This is a genomic window from Burkholderia paludis, assembly GCF_000732615.1.
GTDB classification, from domain to species: Bacteria; Pseudomonadota; Gammaproteobacteria; order Burkholderiales; family Burkholderiaceae; genus Burkholderia; species Burkholderia paludis.
The window spans coordinates 53,352-74,932 of sequence record NZ_JPGL01000034.1; the positions used below are offsets into that span (position 1 = coordinate 53,352).

The window sequence follows — 21,581 nt, forward strand, 5'->3', positions numbered from 1 at the left end:
GGGCAGACGGTTCAGTGGCCGGACGACATCGGCTGCGGTGCGCGCGGCGTTTTCAGCAGCAACGCGAGCGGCACGCAGGCGAGCAGTGCGAGGCCCAGCAGGTAAAAGGTTTCGGAGTAGGTCATCACGACGGCCTGGACCTGGATCTGCTGCGCCAGTTGCCCGAGCGCGCGCAGGTTCGAATACGCGAGGTCGCCGGTGTGCGTGAACCAGTTGGCCGCATAGGCCGACAGCCGGTCCTGCCCGATCAGCGAGTTGGCGGTGACCGATTCGCGGAGCGCGGCCGTATGGAAGGTCGTGCGCCGGTCGATCACGGTGCCGATGATCGCGAGCCCGATCGAGCCGCCGAGGTTGCGCGCCATGTTGTAGAGCCCGGCCGCATCGCCCGAGTCCTCGCGCGCGACGGCCGCCATCGAGGCCTGGTTGAGCGGCATCATCGCGAGCATCTGCGCGACGCCGCGGATCAGTTGCGACCACACGAAGTCATGGCCCACGCTCTGCGCGGTCAGGCCGATGTCCAGCATGCAGCTCAGGCAGAACAGCAGCAGCCCCGAGATCACGAGAATGCGGAAATCGACCTTGCCGAGCAGGCGCGGCAGGATCGGCATCACGAGAAAGGCCGGCAGCCCCGACAGCAGCATGATCCCGCCGGCCTGTTCCGCGTTGTAGCCGGCGACGATCGCGAGAAACTGCGGCAGCAGGTAGGACACGCCATACAGCCCGGCGCCGACCGCGGACACGATCACGATCACGCTCGCATAGCGCGGGTTGCGCATCAGCGACAGGCGCATGATCGGCCGCTTCGCGAAGCGTTGCGACAGCGCGATCAGGATCATCCCGGCGAGCGACACGAGACTCAGCGTGACGATCATCTGCGATTCGAACCAGCGTTCGCGCTGGCCTTCCTCGAGCACGACGGTGAGCGAACTCAGCCCGATCGCAAGGCCGGCGATCCCGAGCCAGTCCGCGTTGAAGAACGTGCTCCATTGCGGGCGGTCCGACGGCAGCCCGAACCACAGCAGCCCCATCAGCAGCAGGCACACGGGCAGGTTCAGGAAGAAGCACCAGCTCCAGTTCACGTTCTCCGCGAGCCAGCCGCCGAGCACGGGGCCGAACAGCGGGCCGAGCAGCACGATCAGGCCGAACAGCGTCATGCCGACCGGCAACTGCGACAGCGGCAGCCGCGTGCGGATGATGGTCTGCGCGGTCGGGATCAGCGCGCCGCCGGTGAAGCCCTGGCCGATCCGGCCGGCGATCATCATCGGCAGCGAATGCGACCAGCCGCACATCATCGAGAACGCGATGAACAGCGCCGAGTTCGTCAGCAGGAAATTGCGCAGCCCGAACACGCGCGTGAGCCACGCGGCGAGCGGGATCATCACGATTTCGGACATCAGGTAGCCGGTCGAGATCCACGTGCCTTCGGTGCCCGTCGCGCCGATCTCGCCCTGGATCTGCGGCAGCGCCGAATTCGTGATCGAGATGTCGAGCGTCGCCATCAGTGCGCCGAGCGCGCCGGCCGCGACCGCGATCCAGTCGGTCACGCTTGCGCGGCCTTCGTGCGGCGGCGCGGGGGTGGTGGCGGGCGTGTCAGCCATGATGCTGCCCGTCGCCGGCCGGGTGAGTGTCGACGTCGACCGTGACCGACAACCCCGGCAGCAGCATGTGCTGCGCACGGGCGTTCGCGGCGAGGCGGATGCGCACCGGCACGCGCTGGACGATCTTCGTGAAGTTGCCGGTTGCGTTCTCGGGCGGCAGGAGTGCGAACTGCGCGCCGGTGCCGGGCGCGAAGCTGTCGACGACGCCCGACAGCGCGCCGTCCGGCAGCGCGTCGACATGCAGCGCGACGGGCTGGCCGATGCGCATGTTGGCGATCTGCGTTTCCTTGAAGTTCGCGACGAGATAGATCGAGTCGACGGGCACGACGGTCAGCAGGCGCGTGCCGGGCTGCACGTACTGGCCGACGCGCACGGTGCGATCGCCGACGCGGCCGGCGAGCGTGCTGCGCACGGTCGTGTTGTCGAGGTCGAGCTGCGCCTGCGCGGCGCTGGCCTGGGCGGCCTCCAGCTGCGCGCGCGCCTGCTGGAGCTGGGCGGTGAACGACGCGATCTGCGTGCGTGCGGCGGCCACCGACGCGTTGTTCGCCGCGAGCGTCGCTTGCGCCTGGTCGCGCGTGCTCTTCAGGTCGGCCACGCGTTCGTGGGTTTCGGCGCCGGTCGCCGCGAGCGGCGCATAGCGTGCGTATTCGTCGCTCGCGTGCCGCGCGTTGATCTGCGACACCTTCGACTGGGCGTCGGCCTGTTCGAGATTCGCGTGCTGCTGGTGGATGTCCGCTTCGGCGCGCGCGATGTCCGCGCGGCGCGCATCGACGGTCGCGAGCGATTGGGCGAGCGCGACCTGGTACTGGCGGACGTCGAGCCGCACCAGCGGGTCGCCGGCCTTCACGGGCTGGTTGTCGCGGACGTAGACGTCGGTGACGTAGCCGGCCACCTTCGGCGCGGCGGTCATGCTGTCCGCCTGCAGGTATGCATCGTTGGTGCTTTCGATGAAGCGGCCGACCGTCCACCAGCGGCCGAGCCAGACGGCGCCGCCGATCGCCGCGAGCACCGCCGCGACGAGCAGGATGCGCCGCTTCGAGCCGTTGCCGTTGCGCGGCGTTGTTCCGTTTTCCTGACGATCTGCTTTCTGTGGCGGGTCTTGTGGCGTCGACATTCGGGCATCCAAATTATTCCAAGTGGAAGAATTATTCCACTTGATAGAATTGTGTCAAGTAGAATGTCTGTCGATCGAATGACGAGGAAGGCATGAACGAAGCGAAGAAGCTGCGCCGCACGTCGGCGGGCGGCTACGCGCGCGGGGACGAAACGCGCCAGCGGATCATCGAGGCGGCGATCGAGCTGTTCGGCGAGCGCGGGTTCGCGGGTGCGTCGACGCGCGAGATCGCCGCGATGGCCGGCGTGAACGCCCCGGCGCTCCAGTACTACTTCGAGAACAAGGAAGGCGTCTACCGCGCGTGCGTGGAGACGATCGCCGAGAACGGCTGGGAGGTGTTCGCGCCGGCGGTCGCCCACGCGTGGGCGGTGCTCGATGCGCACGCCGAGGTCGACGAGCTGATCGACGCGTTCATCGGGCTGCTGCGCGCGCTGTCGGACCGGATGTTCACGTCGCCGAAGACGATGAACCAGCGGATGTTCTTCGCGCGCGAGCAGGGCGGCCAGGAGCCGGCGAACGCGAGCGAGATCCTGATGCAGCGCATGCGCAAGCCGCTCAACGACGTGAGCGCCGAACTGATCGGCCGGATCTCGGGGCGGGCCGCCGACGATCCCGTCACGCGGTTGCGTGCGCTGAGCCTGTTCGGGCAGATCACGGTGTTCCATATCGCGCAGCGTTCGGCGCTGCAACTGCTCGAATGGGACGCATTCGACGGCGAGCGCGCGGCCTTGCTGAGCGAGACGATCGCCGACCAGACGCGCCTGCTGCTCGAGCAATGGCACGCGCGGCGCGGCGCGCCGGAGGCCGGCCCCGGGCGGGGGGCGAGCGCCGTGGCGAAACGCACGGCGAAGGGGGGCGCGGCGAAGCCCGCCGCCAAAGGCGCGCGGCGCGCGAACAAGCCTGCCCAGGGTTGAGCGCGGCGGGCCGCCGGTTCCGGCCGGTCAGCCGGGCTTGCGTTCCGGTTCGGCGCTCGGCGATGGCCGGGATGCCGTCGCGGCAGCCGGGCCGTTGACGTCGTTGCCGCCGCTGTCGCGGTTGCCGGCGGGCTGCGATCCGCCCGCGTACGTGACGGCGCTGCGCTGCGGATCGGCGATCCGGATGCCGCGCTCGCGGAACGTCTCCGCGATCCGTCGGTTGAATTCGCGCTGCACGCTCCAGCGCGTCGAGTCGGTGCACTGCATCTGTCCGGCCAGCGCGAGCGCCGCGCCGTCGACCTGGTCGATGCCCCAGTAGCTGAAGTCCGACAGGATGCCGTCGCGGTAGGCCGGATCGTCGCGCAATGCGGCCCCGATCTCCTTCAGCGTCGCGATCGCGCGATCGATGTCCTCGCCGTAAGCGATGCTGACCTTGACGGCCGCATTGCCGAGCCCGCGATTCGTGTTGTTGACGGTCGTCACCGAGCTGAACGGGATCGTGTACAGCGACCCGTCCCCCGCGCGCAGCCGCACGGTACGGATCGACAGGTACTCGACCGTGCCCGACACGCCGGCGAGCGTGACCCAGTCGCCCACCTGCATCGCGTTTTCCATCAGCAGGAAGATCCCGGTGATGAAATCCTGCACGAGCTTCTGCGAGCCGAAGCCGAGCGCGACGCCGAAGATGCTCGCGCCGGCAAGCAGCGGGCCGACGTTCACGCCAAGCTGGCTGAGGCCCGTCAGCACGACGACGAGCGCGATCATCACGAACAGCAGCGAGCGCAGCATCGGCAGCAGCGTGCGCAGCCGCGCCGCGCGCACGAGATTGCCTTCGCGGGTCCAGCGCTGCAGGCGGCGCTCGATCGCGATGTTCGCCGCTTCCCATACGACGAGCGCGACGACGGCCGCGATCGCGATCGTCACGAGCGCCGACGCGAGCCGGTGGCCGATCGTGCCGGTTTCGAACGCGCGGAAGATCGGCACGCCCCAGATCTGCAGCAGCAGCACGACGGTCACGACGCCGAGCGCGCCCGACACGATCTGGCGCAGCAGCGGGTAGTAGCGGGATGCGTGCAGATGGACGAGCGTGCGATCCTCGTCGCTGCCCTGGAACAGCCGCGCGAGCGCGCCGAACACCACGATCGACACGATCCGCATGGCGATCATCACGGCGATCGAGCGGCCGCCGAGCGTGATCAGCACGCGGTAGCCGTTGTGGACGTCGAGCGCCCACACGAACCAGAGCGCCATCACGACGAATACCGATACGGGCGCCCATGCGTCCGCGAGTGCGTTGCCGAGCATCGCGAAGGCCGGACGTTGCGCGCCGGCCGCGCGGATGCGCTCGGCGACCGGCCGGCGGCATGTCAGGATCAACGCGGAGACCATCAGGTGCGCGGCGAGCGCGACGGCTTTCAGCAGCGCGACGTGACCGGCCTCGCTGAGGCCGAAGTTCGCGGCGATCTCGACGGCGGCCGTGCAGGCGCCGACCACGATCACGATCCGGGCGATCGAGCGCTGCGCGAAGCCGGCCCCTGCGTCGCTGACATGCAGCAAGCGCAATTGCCGCGCATCGGGCTGGAAGAACAGCCGGCTGACGATCGTGACGAGCCGGCAGATCACGTAGATGTCGATCAGCGCTTCAAGCGCGGATTCGACCGGGGTGCCCGCGTCGCCGATCGCCGACATCGTCAGGCTCGCGACGCCGACGAACACCAGCAGCGGCACCGTGCGCAGCGCGAGGCTGACGAGCGCGCGCGGCATCCGGTGCAGCAGCGTGGTGTGGCGTCGTGCGTGGCCGCGGCCTTGCGACGACGCGGGCGCGGCGTTCGACGCGCCGGGTGCGGCCGGTGCGTCCGGCGGCGCTGCGTTGCCGTTGCCGGCCGGGCCGGAACGGGGCGCGGCGCGGCGCGACGTGTCGGCGCGCCGCGCGGCCACCGTGGCCAGCGCGCGTCGCAACAGCCGCTTCGCGAACCATTCGACGAGGAGCGCGGGCGCGAGCACGACGACGATGAGCCAGAGCGCGTGCGCGAGATCCGCGCGCGCGTCGGCGCGCACCAGCTTGTCGTGCCACCAGTTTCCGACCGAACCGACGTCGAGCAGCGAGTGCAGCGATTCCTTCAGCGCGCTGCCGATTTCGGTGGCCCACCGCGAGCCCTGGCGGACGAGCATCGATGCGAGCCCGTTCGACGTGAGCGCGGCAGGGGCCGCCGCCGGTGCGCCGCTGGCGGCGGCCGGCCCGCTCGCCGCCAGCGCGGGCGCGCTCAACGCGCCGACGGCCGCGATCGCGCGCAGCGTCGTTTCGACCTGCGCGCGATCGCGGGGATTCTCGAGCACATCCAGTGCCTGCCGGGCCTGTTGCGGCGTCAGTGCGGGCGCGGCGCCGGAGGCGGCCGGCGTGGGGGCGGGGGCGGCCGCGTGGGCGGCCGAGACGACGGCGGCAAGCAGCCAGCCGAGAAGGAAATGTCGCATGGAGTGGGCATGCGGGCGCGCATCGGGGCGCGGCCCGCCGGGCTGAACGATGGACGGAAGTTAACATGATCGCGGCGGGAACCGAATAGTTCCGCAGACGAATCGTCGGATCGGGCGTGCGCGAGGCGGTGCGGGCGCATGCCGCCGGCTCGCGCGTCGCATCGCCGGTTGTGCGTTCGGGCACGCATGCGTCGGGCGCAAACGGTGGTCGGTCCGGCTGGCGAGCACGTCACGTCTGCCTGATCGCGGGACCGGAAGCGCGTGTTTGCCGGTCACGGCCGGCGCTGCGCGTATCGCACCGTATTAATCAGGAATGCTTCTCGATCGTGCTTCCCTTCGCGAAGGACCGGACGCGCGCATGCTTCGGTTGCTTCCGCGATGTCACGCAGGGGCCGTGTCGATCCCGGCTTCGACGCGACCTGACAGGCGCCCGCCACGTGCATGTCCGGTGAATACTGGCGACGTTGCACGGCGGCTGCGAAGCACGGCATGCGCGAATGCCGCCGAGGCTGGGCAGGTCGCTTCGACGCAGCGGGGCTGAAGGCGGCGGGGCGTGCATAATCGGTGCCCTCTGTCATTGAGCGGCGAATCCGGATGAATGCACGGCGGCAAGTAACGATGGGTCTGGTGGCGGGCGCGGCGCTCGCCGTGGCGATATCCGGTGCGCGCGCGGACGAAGCGCAGCGTGACGGGATCTGCAGGACGGCCGAGGAAACGGGCTACACGGCCGATATCCGCAATTGCCTCCGGCTGAAATACGACGCGGCCGACCAGCGGTTGAACGCCGTCTACCAGGCGAAGATGGCGAGCCTCGATGCCCAGGACAAGTTGCGGTTGCGTAACGACGAGCGCCGCTGGCTCGCGGCGAGGGACGCGACATGCGCGGAGTCGCGGCAGCCCGATGCCGGCGGCACGCTCGGGCTCGTGGAGCACGACGGTTGCCTCGTCGACGAAACCGAACGTCGCATCAAGGTCATCGCCGCCTTTCGTTGAGGTGCGGCGCCGCGCCTTGCGCCGCGTGATCCGCAGTGTCGTGCCCGCGCAGCGCGCGACCAGAACGTGGCGCTACGCGTCACGACGGGTGGTCGTGCCGTACCGGCTTCGAATGCGGGCGTCCGGACGGACGAGGGCGGGCCGCGCACGGGCCGCAAGTGCGTGCGGCCGGCGTGAAGCGTTTGCAAGCCGATCGACGTCGACGCACGGACGCAACGGCGCAACGCCGTGAAGCCGTGACGGCGGCGCGGCAGGCGCGGTCGACCGTCATCGAACCAGCGGGTGTTTCAGTTTCGAAACGTTCGTGCATCCGGCCGGTGCGCGAGTCGCGCCGATCGCAGGGATTCGGCCCGCGCGGCCTTGCGGCACGAAGCATGGTGCGCTCCTTGCATGTGTGTACGCGCCGTGAGCGCGGTCGAGGACGCAGTCGGTCCGGCGATCGCTTCAGTGGGTCGGACGCACCGGAGACGGGGACAAGAGAATGAAAAGAGACCGAATCGCAACGTATCGTGTCGCAAACATGAATCGCCGACCTGCCAGGATATTCGCCTCGCCGTTGATTGCGGCGACGTGAGTGCGGCTTTCCGTTCCATCCGAGCAATCGGGTTCGTTCTGAACGACGACGTGCAGGCATGACGCACGAGGCCGACTGGTGCCGGTCGGCCGTCGGGGATGAACCACGAGCGCCCGCGGATGGCCCGGTTTCGATTCCGGATCGTCATTCCGCCGCGCGCAACGCGAGTCGCCGCGCGACGCATGCGTTCGCTTGCCGTGCCCGGCAGCGGCGCGACGGGCACGGACCGGATCGCACCGGGGAGCCGGCGGCGCAGCGATGCGCGCGGCATCCCGGGACCCGCGCAGTTCAGGGGGAGCGTTCGCCGGCCGTGGCGAGGCGGACGCAGCGGAATCGTGCTGTCAGTTGATCCACTACCCCGATGGATCAATTGTTGAAGCGCCCATCGCCCGGTGGCGGATGGGCGTCTTTTTTTGTGCGCCGGCGCGTGTCGCGGGCTCCGGCCCGATCGTGCGGCGTTCTGTATGATGTGCTGGCGTGCCTGGCCGCCCGTGCGGGCGCACGGCTTGCCGGCGCGCCCGATTACGCGTTGCCGACATGAACGATACAACCCTGCACGACCCTTCGACCGCCAGCATCGATCCCGCCGCGCTCGATGCGCTCCATACGTTCGTCGAACGTCATCCACGCCTGCTCGTGCTCACCGGCGCGGGCATCAGCACCGATTCCGGCATTCCCGGCTATCGCGACCGCAACGGGCAATGGATGCGCTCGCCGCCGATCCAGCTCCAGGAATTCCTCGGCTCCGATGCCGCGCGGCGGCGCTACTGGGCGCGCAGCATGATCGGCTGGCCCGTCGTCGGCCGCGCCCGGCCGAACGGGTCGCACGTCGCGCTGGCGCGGCTCGGCGGCGCGGGTCGGATCGAGCGCCTCGTCACCCAGAACGTCGACGGCTTGCACCAGCGCGCGGGCAGCGGCGACGTGATCGAACTGCACGGCGGGATCGACGGCGTCACGTGCCTCGGCTGCGGCGCGCATCATGCGCGCGCGACGATCCAGGTCATGCTCGAAGCCGACAACCCCGACCTGCTGGGCGCGCAGGCCGAACCGGCGGCGGACGGCGACGCGCATCTCGAATGGGCCGCGCTCGACACGTTCCGGATCCCGGCGTGTCCCGCGTGCGGCGGCCTGCTGAAGCCGGCGGTCGTGTTTTTCGGCGAAAACGTGCCGCGCGAGCGCGTGGCGCTCGCGTCGCAGGCGCTCGATGCGGCCGATGCGCTGCTGGTCGTCGGCTCGTCGCTGATGGTGTATTCGGGCTACCGCTTCTGCGTGTGGGCGCAGGCGCAGCACAAGCCGGTCGCCGCGCTCAATCTCGGCCGTACCCGCGCCGACCCGATGCTGGCGCTGAAGGTCGAGGCGCGCTGCGCCCCCGCGCTCGACGCACTGGCGGCGCGGCTGGGGCTTGCGGGCCACGCGGCGGGGCAGCCGTCATGACCGGCGCGACACCTTCGCACGACGATCCGTCCGCGCGGCTGTCGGCGCCGGCGGCCGAGCGCAATCGCGGGCCGATCCTCGACGTGTTGCGCCGCGTCCTGCCGGCGAGCGGCGCCGTGCTCGAGATCGCGAGCGGCACGGGCCAGCACGTGGTCCACTTCGCGCAGGCGCTGCCGGGCCTCCACTGGCAGCCGAGCGATCCGGACGCGCAGGCGCGGCGCTCGATCGCCGCGTGGGTGGCGCACGCGGGCCTCGGGAACGTCGCCGGGCCGCTCGCCTTCGACGTGCGCGATGCGACGTGGCCGGTCGCGGCGCTTGACGCAATCGTCTGCATCAACATGATTCACATCTCGCCGTGGGCCTGCACCGATGCGCTGTTCGCGGGCGCCGCGCGCCTGCTGCGGCCGGGCGGCGTGCTGTTCCTGTACGGGCCGTACCGCCGCGAGGGGCGGCACACGGCGCCGTCGAACGCGGCCTTCGACCTGCAGTTGCGCAGCCGCGACCCGTCGTGGGGCGTGCGCGATCTCGAGACCGTCGTCGCGCTGGGCCTCGATCGCGGGCTCGACTGCGTGGAGGTGGTCGAAATGCCGGCGAACAACCTGAGCGTCGTGTTCCGGCGGCTGCCGCACGCGGAGCAATGACACGCAAACGCGCATCGCAGCCGGGTTTCCACTATCCTTTCGCCTGTGCGCGCGGCCCGGTTCGGGTTGCGCCCCGTTTTTTCCGGAGAATTGACTAATGGGCAAACAAGCAATCGGTGTGATCGGGCTGGCGGTGATGGGCCGCAATCTCGCACTCAATATCGAGAGCCGCGGTTACGCGGTGTCGGTGTACAACCGCAGCCGCGAGAAAACCGACGAACTGATCGCCGAATTCCCCGGCCGCAATCTGGTGCCGACCTACACGCTCGAGTCGTTCGTCGAATCGCTCGAGACGCCGCGCCGGATCCTGATGATGGTGAAGGCCGGCGAGGCGACCGACGCGACGATCGCGTCGCTCAAGCCGCTGCTCGAGAAGGGCGACGTGCTGATCGACGGCGGCAATACGCACTTTACCGACACGATCCGCCGCAACCAGGAGCTCGCGCAGTCGGGCCTGCATTTCATCGGCACCGGCGTGTCGGGCGGCGAAGAGGGCGCGCTGCGCGGCCCGTCGATCATGCCGGGCGGCCAGCGCGACGCGTATGACCTCGTCGAGCCGATCCTCAAGGAGATCGCAGCGAAGGCGCCGTCGGACGGCGAGCCGTGCGTCGCCTACATGGGGCCGGACGGTGCGGGCCACTACGTGAAGATGGTCCACAACGGCATCGAATACGGCGACATGCAGCTGATCGCCGAGAGCTATGCGGTGCTGAAGGACGTCGCGGGCCTGACCAACGACGAGCTCGGCGCGGTGTACACCGAATGGAACCAGGGCGAACTCGACAGCTACCTGATCGAGATCACGTCGAAGATCTTCGGCAAGAAGGACGAAGAGACCGGCAAGCACCTCGTCGACGTGATCCTCGATCGCGCCGCGCAGAAGGGCACCGGCAAGTGGACGAGCCAGAACGCGCTGGATCTCGGCGTGCCGCTGCCGCTCATCACCGAGTCGGTGTTCGCGCGCGTGCTGTCGTCGCTGAAGACCGAGCGCGTCGCGGCCAGCAAGATCCTGTCGGGCCCGGCCGCCGCGCCGTTCGACGGCGATCGCGCCGCGTTCGTCGAAGCGGTGCGCCGCGCGCTGTACCTGAGCAAGGTGATCTCGTACGCGCAAGGCTTCGCGCAACTGCGCACGGCGTCCGGCGAGTACGGCTGGAACCTCGATCTCGGGACGATCGCGAAGATCTTCCGCGCGGGCTGCATCATCCGCGCGCGTTTCCTGCAGAAGATCACGGATGCGTACGCAACGGATCCGGCGCTCGCGAACCTGCTGCTCGATCCGTACTTCAAGGACATCGCCGCGAATTACCAGGCGTCGCTGCGCGACGTCGTGGTCGCGGCGGTGAAGGCCGGCGTGCCGGTGCCGGCGTTCGCGTCGGCGGTCGCGTACTTCGACAGCTACCGTTCCGAGCGGCTGCCGGCGAACCTCGTGCAGGCGCAGCGCGACTTCTTCGGCGCGCACACGTTCGAGCGCACCGACAAGCCCGGCAGCTTCCACGCGAACTGGTCGTAACTGCCGGCGAGCGAAGCATTGTTGCGAAAATCTATTCTTTGAATAGGGTTTTTCTATCCCGGATGCCGACATTGTTGGCTCCGGGGAAACAGTGTTTTCGTTCTTTCATGGTTTTCCCTAGGGGACGCCGGGACTAAACTCTGTTCCATCGCTGCAGACATGGTGTGTGCGGCGGAGCAAAAAAATCCCGGAGGTAATCATGAAATCGCTGATCGCAACGTTCGCCGCAGCTGCCGTCCTCGCCGTTCCCGCCGTCTCGTTCGCCCAACAGAACGTACCCGTCACCCGTGCTCAGGTGAAGGCCGATCTGGTGGCCGTCCAGCAGGCAGGCTACAAGCTGGGCAGCGACCGCACGAACTACCCGGCAAGCATCCAGGCCGCTGAAGCCCGCGTGAACCCGCAACAGAACGTCGCCGCGGCCGACACGACCGGCTATGGCGCGCAACCGGCCGCCGCGCAGGAATCCGGCTCGCCGGCCAAGGCGAAGACCGGCTGGCAAGTCAAGCGCATCGCTGACGACGCCCCGATCTACAAGGGTCGTTAATGGTGCGGCCGCTGCGGCGGCCTGATCCGACCCCTGAAGTACAGGCAGCCCGCCGTTCCGTCATCCGGAACGGCGGGCTGTTTCATTTGGGGGGCGCGTCGCGCGCCGGGGTCAGTGCAGCGGGCGCTTGCCGCGCCCGATATCCCGGAACAGTGCTTCGGCCGGCTCCAGCACCTGCAGCCACGTTTCGTCGTAGCCGCTCAGCGTGTCGAGCGCATCGCGCAGCCGCTCGATCGCGAGGACCGGCAGTTCGACGCTGTGGCGCGTGGCGCCGGTCAGGTGCGCGACGCTCGCCAGCTGCACGAGCGCATCGGCCGCCTCGGCGACGTCGTTCGCGAACAGCAGGTGCCGGTTGAGCAATTCGACCAGGCCGCTGGAACCGGCGAAATCGTCCGCGTTGAGCTGCACGGAAAGAAACGTCGCGTTGTTCATCGTCATGCTCCTCGTTGTCGTTGGGTCGCGTTGCGCACCACCGAGTATAGGCGTCCATCGAAGGGGAGAATGTGACGCGGCCGGGGCGGCGGGCAACGGCGGCGCGGCATGGGTCGGACCCGCGCCGGGCCGGCCCGGCGGCCCGCGCGGCGGGCCTGGCGGGCGTCCGGCGCGCCGGTTCGGCGCCGGAAGATTGTTGCCGGAACAGCCAACTGTCGCGGTCATGACCGCCACAAATGGTATCTTTGCCGGTCGGGACGACGCGAACAAGGGGCCGATGAGCCCATTCGCGCCGACGTTCCGCAGTGGAAACTGACGGCCGCGCGAGCGGTCGGAAACTGGTTGACCCGGCCGTTCGGCCGGACATCGTGCGTCGTGCGCCGGGGGGCGGCGGGCGGCGCGACGACGCAAATCCGGGAGGACCCTTGAGAGAAACTTTTCCCATCCACGATGCGCTGACGCGCTGGTTGCCGCCGGCGGCGCTCGTCGCCGCGGCCATCGCGCTGACAGGCTGCACACTGACGCCGTGGACCGACACCTGGCAGCCGGCTCGCCAGCCGGCACCCTCGTCGGCGGCGACGCCGGGCGTGATCGCCGGTTATTACCGCGTGAACCCGGGCGACACGCTGGCGAGCATCGCGAATGCCTACGGGCAGCGCGTGCAGGACGTGGCCGGCTGGAACCACATGGCGCCTGCCGATGCCGTGTATCCCGGCCAGGTGCTGCGCGTCGCGCCGCCGGCCGTCGCGGCCGCCCCGCCCGGGCAGCCGCCCGCCGCGGCCGCGCAGCCGGGCTCGCTCGCCTGGCCGGCCACGGGTGTCGTGGCGGCGCCGTTCTCGGCCGGCAAGACGCGCGGCATCGTGATCGCGGCATCCGGGCCCGACCACTCGGTCCGGGCCGCGGCCGCCGGGCGCGTGGTGTACGCCGGGTCCGGCGTGAAGGCCTACGGCCCGCTCGTGATCCTGAAGCACGAAAACGGGCTCATCACGGCCTACGGCCACAACGACAAACTGCTCGTCAATGAAGGCGACGCGGTGCGTCAGGGCCAGCCGGTCGCCGAAATGGGCATCGACGCGAGCGGCCGGTCGACGTTCGAGTTCGAGGTTCGCCAGAACGGCAAGGTCGTCGATCCGATGAACTTCCTGCCGCGCAACGGCGGCTGACGGCGCCTGGCGCCACGTGTGCGCCGGGCGGCGCACACGCTCCCGCCGCTTCTCCCTTTCAACCTTCCCTGAGCGTCGCGGCGCCGGGTCGTCGCACGTGATTGCCGAGCCAGCGGATGCCCAGTGCGAGCGCGGCCGCGCCGAGCGCGATCAGCGAGCACTGGATCGCGACCGGCAGATAGCCGTGCGGCCGCGGATCGACGAACGGGTAGGGATACCAGTTCTCCAGCGCGCCGCGCACGAGCGTGTAGCCGAGGTAGACGACCGGAAAGGCGAGCCACGCGAACGCGCTGCGCCGCGGAATCGGCAGGCGCGGCTCCACGTACAGCCAGTCGCACAGCATGACGAACGGCACGATCCGGTGCAGCACCCAGTTGTTGAACGCCGGCGTGATGTGGCGCAGCGCGTCGAGCCGCGCGAGCAGGAGTTCGTAGACGATCGCGGTGATCAGCACGTACAGCACGGCGGCGCCGCGCATCGACTCGTAGCGGGCGGAGCCGGGGCGCGCGATGCGCCAGAGCCCGGCGGCGAGCATCGCGGCCGCGTAGAGGCTGCTCAGTTGCGTGAAGTAGCTGAGGTAGTTGCCGAGACGGAAATCCGGCAGGTGCCAGTAGTTGGCGACGCTGTGCAGCGTGGTGGACACCGCGAGCAACGCGGCGGTCAGCCGATAGGCCGCTACGAAGAACGCCTTGCTCATGATGCCCGCGCGCCGTCGCACCAAAGCTCCATCGTGCCACAGCGGCCCCGGCGCGCGATGCGTACTTTCCATATGAGCACCGGGCCCGCCGCGCCCCGGCGATTCGTCGGATATTTGCGCGCGTCGGGCAAAACCGGGCGCGCGTGCGGCTACAATCGGGGCAGCCTTGCCGGCCTGCCCGGGCCGGTTGCGCCATGCGCCCATTCCCCGCACACAACACGAGACGAAGCATGAGAAACATCCTCGCGAAACAGACGCGCTACAGCTCGCCCGCGATCTTCTTTCATTGGGCCGTATTCCTGCTGGTGGCGCTGGCCTATCTGGCCATCGAGATCCGCGGGCCGAAAGGCAGCGACAGCCGTGTGTTCTGGATGAACGTGCACCTCACCGCGGGCACGCTCGTGCTCGTGCTGTCGGTGCTGCGCGTGCTGTGGCGGGCCGTCAGCCGCGCGCCGCAAGCCATCCCGCAAGCGGCGCTGCTGCGCTGGCTGTCGAAGCTCGCGCATGTCGCGCTCTACGTGTTCATCATCGCGCAGCCGCTGCTCGGCATCATGATGATCAACCTGGGCGGCAAGCCGGTGTCGCTCGACTGGCTCGGCGTGTCGTTCACGCTGTTCGGCCCCGACAAGGCGCTGCGGCCGACGATCAAGGAAGCCCACGAACTGATCGGCAACGCGTTCTACTTCGTGATCGGCCTGCACGCGCTGGCCGCGCTCTACCATCACTTCATCCGGCGCGACGACGTGCTGCGGCGCATGGCGCCCTGAACGCCGCTGTCCGGCAGCTCGCGGCAAGCGGGGGCGCATGGTTGCGTTGACAACCATGCGCCCCCGCTTCGTTTACCGCTTTCCGCACTGGCCTTCGCGGTAAACATTCTGTAACATCTCGGCTGTTTTTACATTCCGCTTACTCGCCGCCGCGCATGCTGCACCGACATCGTCACCTGACCGCCTGGCTTGGCGTGCTCGCGATCTGGTTCGCGATCGCGGCGCCGCTGGTGTCGCAGTGGCGCGTCGCGCAGGCGGCCGCGCCCGACGCGATCGTCTGCAGTACGGAGCATGGCGCGCATCCGTCGAGCGATGCGGGCCGCATGCACGATCATGCGCCGCATCTCGATGCATGCGGCTACTGCGGCTTCTTCGCACACAGCCCCGCGATCGGCGCGCCCGCCGTCGCGCCGGTCGCCACCGTTCCCGCCTTTGCCGTTTCCGCCGCCGCGCCGCCTGCCGTCGCGGCGCGCGCCGACCGCTATCCGCGCGCGTACCCGCGCGCCCCGCCCGAGCGCGCCTGACGCGCTGTTTCCGTTCTTTTCACCGCCACTATCCGTGCGGCCCGTCGAGGCCGCGTGGAGGGCGTCACTCGGGCTTTTTGATCATGACCATTTTCCAGTTGCGCGCGCCGCGGGCGTCACGCAATACCTGTGCGCGGCGCTTGCCGCGGATGCTGAAACTGACCGTTCCCGCGCTGGCCGTCGGCGCGCTGGCCGCGAGCGCTGCCGCCGCCGAGACGGCGCACGCGGCGGGCACGTCCGCGGACGATACGGCCGCGCCGCTGCCGGCCATCGAAGTCGTCGCAACGCCGCTGAAGACGCCGCTCGTCGTCGTCACCGATCCGAAGACCCCGCGCCAGCCGTTGCCGGCCAGCGATGGCGCCGACTACCTGAAGACGATTCCCGGTTTCACGTCGATCCGCAGCGGCGGCACCAACGGCGACCCGGTGCTGCGCGGGATGTTCGGCTCGCGGCTGAACATCCTCGCGAACGGGATGTCGACGCTCGGCGCATGCCCGGGCCGGATGGACGCGCCGACGTCGTACATCGCGCCGGAGAGCTACGACAAGGTCACCGTCGTCAAGGGGCCGCAGACCGTGCTGTACGGCCCGGGCGCATCGGCCGGCACCGTGCTGTTCGAGCGCGTGACGCCGCGCTTCGACAAGCCCGGCATGCGCTTCGAGGGCAGCCTGGTCGGCGGATCGTTCGGCCGCAACGACCAGAACGTCGACGTGACGGCCGGCACGCCGGACGTCTATGGCCGCGTGACCGCGAACCACGCGCATTCGCAGGACTACAAGGACGGCAACGGCAACACCGTGCCGTCGCAGTGGGACAAGTGGAACGCCGACGCGGCGCTCGGCTGGACGCCGGACGACCGCACGCGCGTCGAACTGACCGCCGGCACCGGCGACGGCTACGCCCGCTATGCGGGGCGCGGCATGGACGGCGCGCATTTCCGTCGCGAGACGTTCGGCCTGTCGTTCGACAGGAAGCATCTCGGCGACGTGCTCGACCGGATCGAGGCGCGCGTGTACTACAACGAAGCCGATCACGTGATGGACAACTACACGTTGCGGCAACCGGACCCGACCAGCAGCATGCCGATGCGGATGGCGTCGGAAGTGCGTCGCCGCACGATCGGCGCGCGCGCGGCGGCGACCTTCCGTTTCGGCGACGCGTTCAAGCTCGTGACGGGCGTGGACGCGCAGTCGAACCGGCTCGACTCGCGCTCGGCGATGGGGCGGCAAAACTACGGCGACATGCCGTGGGATGCGCAGGCGACGATGTGGAACGCGGGGACGTTCGGCGAGCTGACGTGGTACGCGAGCGACGTGTCGCGCGTGATCGGCGGCGCGCGCGTCGACTATGCGAGCGCGCGGGACAAGCGCGCGACGACGAGCGGCATGATGATGACCATGCCGAATCCGACCTTCGACGACGATCGCTCGCGCGTGCTGCCGAGCGGCTTCGTGCGCTACGAGCGCGATCTCGCGTCGCTGCCCGTCACGTGGTACGCGGGGCTCGGCCATACGGAGCGCTACCCCGACTACTGGGAGCTGTTCTCCGCGACGCGCGGGCCGGCCGGCGCGGTCAACGCATTCTCGGCGGTCCAGCCGGAGAAGACCACGCAGCTCGACATCGGCGCGCAGTACAGGAGCGACCGGTTCGATGCGTGGGTGTCGGCCTATGCGGGCTACGTGCAGGACTTCATCCTGTTCAACTACGCGGCCGGCATGATGGGGCCGACCACGCAGGCGACCAACGTCAACGCGCAGATCATGGGCGGCGAGGCGGGCCTGTCGTGGCGGCCGGTCGCGCCGCTGCGCGTCGAGACGTCGCTCGCGTATGCGTGGGGGCGCAACGTCGCAAGCGGCGATCCGTTGCCGCAGATCCCGCCGCTCGAGGCGCGCTTCGGGCTCGAATACACGCGCGGCGCATGGTCGGCCGGCGGCCTGTGGCGCATCGTTGCGCCGCAGCATCGTTATGCGCTGAACGAGGGCAACGTGGTCGGCAAGGACTTCGGGCCGAGCGCCGGATTCGGCGTGCTGTCGCTGCATACGCAATACAACGTCAGCAAGACCGTGCAGATCTCGGTCGGCGTCGACAACGTGCTGAACAAGGCCTACACCGAGCATCTGAACCTGGCCGGCAACGCGGGCTTCGGCTATCCGGCGAATTCGCCGGTGATGGAGCCGGGCCGGACCGCGTGGGTGCGCGTGAGTGCGAAGCTGTAACGCATCGCGCGTGTGCGTTGCAGCATGCGCATGCACTGGCGCGGCCCCGCCCGAACGGGCGGGGCGCGTCAACCGATTAGAGAACCGTATCTAGTCGGGGCGCAAACGTTCGCGACTCGTGATTCACTCCCGCATTCGACGCACACGGCGTTCGCGAGGCTGGCGACGCATGATGGGCGTCGATCCGGCTGCATTCGCACCGGCAGCACAATAATCAGGAGAACATGCATGGCCAGATCGATGCGTTCCAGGGTGGTGGCAGGGGCAGTGGCATGCGCGATGAGCGTCGCGCCGTTCGCGGGGGCGACCGCCGTGATGACGCTCGCGACGACACACGCGGCGATGGCGGCGACCGCCGCCGACAACTACGCGGCGACGCGCTATCCGATCATCCTCGTGCACGGGCTGTCGGGCACCGACAAGTACGCGGGCGTGCTCGAGTACTGGTACGGCATCCAGGAGGATCTGCAGCAGCATGGCGCGACCGTCTACGTCGCGAACCTGTCGGGCTTCCAGAGCGACGACGGCCCGAACGGGCGCGGCGAACAGCTGCTCGCCTACGTGAAGACGGTGCTCGCCGCGACGGGCGCCACCAAGGTCAATCTCGTCGGTCACAGCCAGGGCGGGATGACGTCGCGCTATGTCGCGGCCGTCGCTCCCGATCTTGTCGCGTCGGTGACGACGATCGGCACGCCGCATCGCGGCTCGGAATTCGCCGACTTCGTGCAGGGCGTGCTCGCGTACGATCCGACCGGCCTGTCGTCGACGGTCATCGCCGCGTTCGTCAATGTGTTCGGCATCCTGACGAGCAGCAGCCACAACACGAACCAGGACGCGCTCGCCGCGCTGAAGACGCTGACGACCGCGCAGGCCGCCGCATACAACCAGAACTATCCGAGTGCGGGCCTCGGTGCGCCCGGCAGTTGCCAGACAGGCGCGCCGACGGAAACCGTCGGCGGCAGCACGCATCTGCTGTATTCGTGGGCCGGCACGGCGATCCAGCCGACGCTGTCCCTGTTCGGCGTCACCGGCGCGACGGATACGAGCACCGTGCCGGTCGTCGATCCGGCCAATGCGCTCGACCCGTCGACGCTCGCGCTGTACGGCACCGGCACCGTGATGATCAACCGCGGCTCGGGTCAGAACGACGGGCTCGTATCGAAGTGCAGCGCGCTGTACGGCAAGGTGCTGAGCACGAGCTACAAGTGGAACCACCTCGACGAGATCAACCAGTTGCTGGGCGTGCGCGGCGCGTACGCGGAAGATCCGGTCGCGGTGATCCGCACGCATGCGAACCGGCTGAAGCTGGCGGGCGTGTAACCGATGACGGCACGAGGAGGACGCGCGCCGCTCACGCGGCGCGCCGTGGTGTACGGCGTGGTGGGGCTGGCGGCGATCGCCGGCGTCGCGTTGTGGAGCGGCGCCGGGCGGCATCGCGCGACGGGCGCCGCCGGCGATTCCCCGGAGGCGGCGGCGGTGGGCGGCGTGGCTGCCGCCGCGCCGCAGGCCGCCACGCCGGCGAGCGACGGCCTGCCGCCGTCGCTCGCCGGTTCCAGCGCGCCGCGGCTGCCGCTCGATGCCGGCGGCCATCTGGCGAAATCGCGCGCGGTGCGCGATTTCTTCGACTACTGCCTGACCGCGCAGAGCGACCTGGGCGCGGCCGCGCTCGATGCGTTCGTCGCGCGCGAGATCGCCGCGCAGCTCGATGGCACGCCTGCGCAGGTCGAGGCGCTCGACGTGTGGCACCGGTATCGCGCGTATCTCGATGCGCTCGCGAAACTGCGCGATGCCGGCGCGGTCGACAAGTCCGACCTGGGCGCGCTGCAGCTCGCGCTCGACCAGCGCGCGTCGATCGCGGCCCGCGCGCTCGGCGACTGGAGCCAGCCGTTCTTCGGCGCGGAGCAGTGGCGGCAGCGCTACGATCTCGCGCGCCTGAAGATCGCGCAGGATCCCGCGCTGACGGACGCGCAGAAGGCCGAGCGCCTCGCGGCGCTCGAGCAGCAGATGCCGGCGGAGGAACGCGCCGCACAGCAGCGGGTCGACCGGCAGCGCGCCGCGATCGACCAGATCGCGAACCTGCAGAAGAGCGGCGCGACGCCCGACGCGATGCGTGCGCAACTGGCGCAGACGCTCGGCCCCGAAGCCGCCGCGCGTGTCGCGCAGATGCAGCAGGACGACGCCTCGTGGCAGGGCCGCTATGCGGACTATGCGGCGCAGCGCGCGCAGATCGAGGCGGCGGGCCTGTCGCAGCAGGATCGCGATGCGCAGATCGCGGCACTGCGGCAGCGCGTGTTCACGAAACCCGGCGAGGCCGTGCGCGCGGCCTCGCTCGATCGCGGGGCGGGCGGTGCGCCGTGACGCCGGCGCGCCGCGGGCGATCGCCGGCTATGCCGCGCGCGTGACGTGCCGCGGCAGATGCTGCTCGATGGTGTCCGCGAGCGTGTCGAATGCCGGGCCGATGTTTTCGTGCGGGACGCACGCGTAGCCGAGCAGCAGGCCGCGCTGCGCGGTGTCGAGCTTGCTGTAGTAGCTGGTGAGCGGGCGCACGATCACGCCCGCATCGAACGCGCTCTGCGTGACCGCGCGATCGTCGCAGGCGTCGGGCAGGCCGAGCACGAGATGCAGGCCGGCCTCGTCGCCCATCACCGGCAGCGCGTCGCCGAAGCGTGCGCGGATCGCGTCGATCATCAGTTGCCGGCGCTCGCCGTACAGCGTGCGCATCCGCCTGACGTGCGAAGTCAGGTGGCCGTCCATGATGAATTCGGCGAGCACGGCCTGCTGCATCAGCTGGCCCTCGCGATACAACTCCGACAGCCCGGTGCGGAAGGTGTCGACCAGATGCTCGGGCACGACCATGTAGCCCATCCGCAGCCCCGGGAACAGCATCTTGCCGAGGCTGCCCACGTAGATCACGCGGCCGCTGTCGTCGAGCCCCTGTAGCGACGCGAGCGGGCGGCTGCCGTAGCGGAATTCGCTGTCGTAGTCGTCCTCGATGATCCAGCAGCGGTGCTGGCGCGCATATTCGAGCAGCATGCGCCGGCGGGCGAGGCTCATCACCATCCCGAGCGGATACTGGTGCGACGGCGTGACCAGCACGAGCCGCGGCGGATGCTGCATGTCGCCGGCGCGCGGGGCCAGCCCCTCGTGGTCGACCGGCACCGGCGCGAGCGTGAGGCCGGCCGCCTGCAAGACACTTCGCACCCCCCAGTAACAGGGCTCCTCGACCCACGCGGGATCGCCGATGTCGGACAGCAGCCGCACCGCGAGATCGATCGACTGGTGGATGCCCGTCGTGATGACGACCTGGTCGGGCGAGCACTTGACCGAGCGCGCGACGCGCAGGTAATCGGCGAGCGCGCGCCGCAGCGGCCGGTAACCGCCGCCCGGCGCATAGGTCAGCAGCTCGGGATTCGCCTCCTTCCACAGCCGCGCCTGCAGGCGGCTCCACGTGCGGCTCGGGAATTCCGACACGTCCGGCACGCCCGGCATGAATGCCCCCCACTGGCGCCGCGACACGCCCGCATGCTCGATCAGCCGCCGGCCGCGCATCGACAGCCCGCCCTGCGCGTCCGGCTGCGGCGGCGCATCGGCGCTCGACGGCGCCGGCGCCCCGCCCGGCGCGGGGATCGCGGCGGCGTCCGGCCGCGTGTCCGCCACGTACGTGCCGCTGCCGGTGGTCGTCAGCACGTAGCCCTCGGCGGTGAGCTGGTCGTACACGTGCAGCACGGTATTGCGCGCGATCGACAGGTCGGCCGCGAGCGTGCGCGAGCTCGGCAGTTTTGTTCCTGGCCCCAATTCCCCGGTCAGGATGGCCTGCTGCATCAGCTGCAGCAACTGGCGATACATCGGCTCGGGCGAGCCACGGTCGAGGCGGGCGGAGAGCCAGTCGGCGACGATCACGGTGTCCAAAGTGGTCCCATGCGGAATATTGAAATGGTTCCCTATTGTAGAACCGTACGCGCCGTATAGTGGCTCGCATCTTGAAAAC

Annotated in this window: 18 protein-coding genes; 12 read left to right on the plus strand and 6 right to left on the minus strand. The window is 69.6% G+C overall.

The features are described 5' to 3' along the window. Nucleotides 1–11: 11 nt before the first annotated feature. Nucleotides 12–1,598 carry an MDR family MFS transporter gene (locus GQ56_RS0121720; protein ID WP_031400635.1) on the minus strand — a complete coding sequence of 529 codons (1,587 nt, stop codon included), beginning with the start codon at nt 1,596–1,598 and terminating at the stop codon, nt 12–14. Beyond that, complete coding sequence (locus GQ56_RS0121725; RefSeq protein WP_031400636.1) at nt 1,591–2,712, minus strand: HlyD family secretion protein; 1,122 nt, start codon at nt 2,710–2,712, stop codon at nt 1,591–1,593. The genes GQ56_RS0121720 and GQ56_RS0121725 overlap by 8 nt, the downstream gene beginning before the upstream one ends. Nucleotides 2,713–2,804: 92 nt before the next feature. Here GQ56_RS0121725 and GQ56_RS0121730 point away from each other — a divergent pair, with 92 nt between their 5' ends. Beyond that, nucleotides 2,805–3,626 carry a CerR family C-terminal domain-containing protein gene (locus GQ56_RS0121730; RefSeq protein ID WP_031400637.1) on the plus strand — a complete coding sequence of 274 codons (822 nt, stop codon included), beginning with the start codon at nt 2,805–2,807 and terminating at the stop codon, nt 3,624–3,626. A 27-nt stretch (nt 3,627–3,653) separates the two neighbouring features. Here the strand turns inward: GQ56_RS0121730 and GQ56_RS0121735 are convergent, their stop codons facing one another. Continuing rightward, nucleotides 3,654–6,098 (minus strand): mechanosensitive ion channel domain-containing protein, encoded by a 2,445-nt coding sequence (locus GQ56_RS0121735; RefSeq protein WP_031400638.1) that lies wholly within the window; start codon nt 6,096–6,098, stop codon nt 3,654–3,656. 618 nt (nt 6,099–6,716) lie between these two features. Here GQ56_RS0121735 and GQ56_RS40200 point away from each other — a divergent pair. The 5 genes from GQ56_RS40200 (at nt 6,717) to GQ56_RS0121760 (ending at nt 11,794) form a co-directional block, all read left to right on the plus strand. Continuing rightward, entirely contained in the window at nt 6,717–7,091 is a 375-nt protein-coding gene (locus GQ56_RS40200) for a lysozyme inhibitor LprI family protein (protein ID WP_052001443.1), read from the plus strand. Between the two features lie 1,111 nt (nt 7,092–8,202). After that, nucleotides 8,203–9,099 (plus strand): NAD-dependent protein deacetylase, encoded by an 897-nt coding sequence (locus GQ56_RS0121745; RefSeq protein ID WP_031400640.1) that lies wholly within the window; start codon nt 8,203–8,205, stop codon nt 9,097–9,099. Beyond that, the gene (locus GQ56_RS0121750; RefSeq protein WP_031400641.1) at nt 9,096–9,740 is read left to right on the plus strand and encodes a DUF938 domain-containing protein; all 645 of its coding nucleotides are present in this window, start codon (nt 9,096–9,098) and stop codon (nt 9,738–9,740) included. Before GQ56_RS0121745 ends, GQ56_RS0121750 begins: the two co-directional genes overlap by 4 nt. A gap of 97 nt (nt 9,741–9,837) precedes the next feature. Next, the gene (gene gndA / locus GQ56_RS0121755; protein ID WP_031400642.1) at nt 9,838–11,250 is read left to right on the plus strand and encodes an NADP-dependent phosphogluconate dehydrogenase; all 1,413 of its coding nucleotides are present in this window, start codon (nt 9,838–9,840) and stop codon (nt 11,248–11,250) included. Nucleotides 11,251–11,449: 199 nt separating this feature from the next. Then, a complete protein-coding gene (locus tag GQ56_RS0121760; protein ID WP_031400643.1) occupies nt 11,450–11,794 on the plus strand; it encodes a DUF4148 domain-containing protein in 345 nt (114 codons plus the stop codon). Nucleotides 11,795–11,905: 111 nt separating this feature from the next. Here the strand turns inward: GQ56_RS0121760 and GQ56_RS0121765 are convergent, their stop codons facing one another. Beyond that, complete coding sequence (locus tag GQ56_RS0121765; protein ID WP_031400644.1) at nt 11,906–12,226, minus strand: hypothetical protein; 321 nt, start codon at nt 12,224–12,226, stop codon at nt 11,906–11,908. Between the two features lie 425 nt (nt 12,227–12,651). On the opposite strand from GQ56_RS0121765, the gene GQ56_RS0121770 reads away from it, so the two are divergent. Then, nucleotides 12,652–13,389, plus strand: coding sequence for a peptidoglycan DD-metalloendopeptidase family protein (locus GQ56_RS0121770; RefSeq protein WP_031400645.1), 738 nt, complete (start codon nt 12,652–12,654; stop codon nt 13,387–13,389). A gap of 58 nt (nt 13,390–13,447) precedes the next feature. Here GQ56_RS0121770 and GQ56_RS0121775 read toward each other — a convergent pair whose 3' ends face one another. After that, nucleotides 13,448–14,086, minus strand: a complete 639-nt coding sequence (locus GQ56_RS0121775; protein ID WP_031400646.1) for a Pr6Pr family membrane protein — start codon at nt 14,084–14,086, stop codon at nt 13,448–13,450. A gap of 230 nt (nt 14,087–14,316) precedes the next feature. Between GQ56_RS0121775 and GQ56_RS0121780 the strand changes: the two genes are divergently transcribed. The 5 genes from GQ56_RS0121780 (at nt 14,317) to GQ56_RS0121800 (ending at nt 19,951) form a co-directional block, all read left to right on the plus strand. Beyond that, nucleotides 14,317–14,853 carry a cytochrome b gene (locus tag GQ56_RS0121780; protein ID WP_031400647.1) on the plus strand — a complete coding sequence of 179 codons (537 nt, stop codon included), beginning with the start codon at nt 14,317–14,319 and terminating at the stop codon, nt 14,851–14,853. Nucleotides 14,854–15,008: 155 nt separating this feature from the next. After that, a complete protein-coding gene (locus tag GQ56_RS0121785; protein WP_031400648.1) occupies nt 15,009–15,377 on the plus strand; it encodes a DUF2946 domain-containing protein in 369 nt (122 codons plus the stop codon). An 83-nt stretch (nt 15,378–15,460) separates the two neighbouring features. Continuing rightward, complete coding sequence (locus tag GQ56_RS0121790) at nt 15,461–17,593, plus strand: TonB-dependent copper receptor (protein WP_031400649.1); 2,133 nt, start codon at nt 15,461–15,463, stop codon at nt 17,591–17,593. A gap of 228 nt (nt 17,594–17,821) precedes the next feature. Next, nucleotides 17,822–18,913 carry an alpha/beta hydrolase gene (locus tag GQ56_RS0121795; protein WP_031400650.1) on the plus strand — a complete coding sequence of 364 codons (1,092 nt, stop codon included), beginning with the start codon at nt 17,822–17,824 and terminating at the stop codon, nt 18,911–18,913. Between the two features lie 3 nt (nt 18,914–18,916). Next, nucleotides 18,917–19,951, plus strand: coding sequence for a lipase secretion chaperone (locus GQ56_RS0121800; protein WP_031400651.1), 1,035 nt, complete (start codon nt 18,917–18,919; stop codon nt 19,949–19,951). A 27-nt stretch (nt 19,952–19,978) separates the two neighbouring features. Here the strand turns inward: GQ56_RS0121800 and pdxR are convergent, their stop codons facing one another. Next, nucleotides 19,979–21,502, minus strand: coding sequence for a MocR-like pyridoxine biosynthesis transcription factor PdxR (gene pdxR, locus GQ56_RS0121805; RefSeq protein WP_031400652.1), 1,524 nt, complete (start codon nt 21,500–21,502; stop codon nt 19,979–19,981). Nucleotides 21,503–21,581 lie beyond the last annotated feature (79 nt).

Coding starts and splice junctions, on each gene's coding strand:
- GQ56_RS0121720 (WP_031400635.1), bottom strand. CDS start 1,598: ATGGCTGACACGCCCGCCACCACCCCCGCGCCGCCGCACGAAGGCCGC.
- GQ56_RS0121725 (WP_031400636.1), bottom strand. CDS start 2,712: ATGTCGACGCCACAAGACCCGCCACAGAAAGCAGATCGTCAGGAAAAC.
- GQ56_RS0121730 (WP_031400637.1), top strand. CDS start 2,805: ATGAACGAAGCGAAGAAGCTGCGCCGCACGTCGGCGGGCGGCTACGCG.
- GQ56_RS0121735 (WP_031400638.1), bottom strand. CDS start 6,098: ATGCGACATTTCCTTCTCGGCTGGCTGCTTGCCGCCGTCGTCTCGGCC.
- GQ56_RS40200 (WP_052001443.1), top strand. CDS start 6,717: ATGGGTCTGGTGGCGGGCGCGGCGCTCGCCGTGGCGATATCCGGTGCG.
- GQ56_RS0121745 (WP_031400640.1), top strand. CDS start 8,203: ATGAACGATACAACCCTGCACGACCCTTCGACCGCCAGCATCGATCCC.
- GQ56_RS0121750 (WP_031400641.1), top strand. CDS start 9,096: ATGACCGGCGCGACACCTTCGCACGACGATCCGTCCGCGCGGCTGTCG.
- gndA (WP_031400642.1), top strand. CDS start 9,838: ATGGGCAAACAAGCAATCGGTGTGATCGGGCTGGCGGTGATGGGCCGC.
- GQ56_RS0121760 (WP_031400643.1), top strand. CDS start 11,450: ATGAAATCGCTGATCGCAACGTTCGCCGCAGCTGCCGTCCTCGCCGTT.
- GQ56_RS0121765 (WP_031400644.1), bottom strand. CDS start 12,226: ATGAACAACGCGACGTTTCTTTCCGTGCAGCTCAACGCGGACGATTTC.
- GQ56_RS0121775 (WP_031400646.1), bottom strand. CDS start 14,086: ATGAGCAAGGCGTTCTTCGTAGCGGCCTATCGGCTGACCGCCGCGTTG.
- GQ56_RS0121780 (WP_031400647.1), top strand. CDS start 14,317: ATGAGAAACATCCTCGCGAAACAGACGCGCTACAGCTCGCCCGCGATC.
- GQ56_RS0121785 (WP_031400648.1), top strand. CDS start 15,009: ATGCTGCACCGACATCGTCACCTGACCGCCTGGCTTGGCGTGCTCGCG.
- GQ56_RS0121790 (WP_031400649.1), top strand. CDS start 15,461: ATGACCATTTTCCAGTTGCGCGCGCCGCGGGCGTCACGCAATACCTGT.
- GQ56_RS0121795 (WP_031400650.1), top strand. CDS start 17,822: ATGGCCAGATCGATGCGTTCCAGGGTGGTGGCAGGGGCAGTGGCATGC.
- GQ56_RS0121800 (WP_031400651.1), top strand. CDS start 18,917: ATGACGGCACGAGGAGGACGCGCGCCGCTCACGCGGCGCGCCGTGGTG.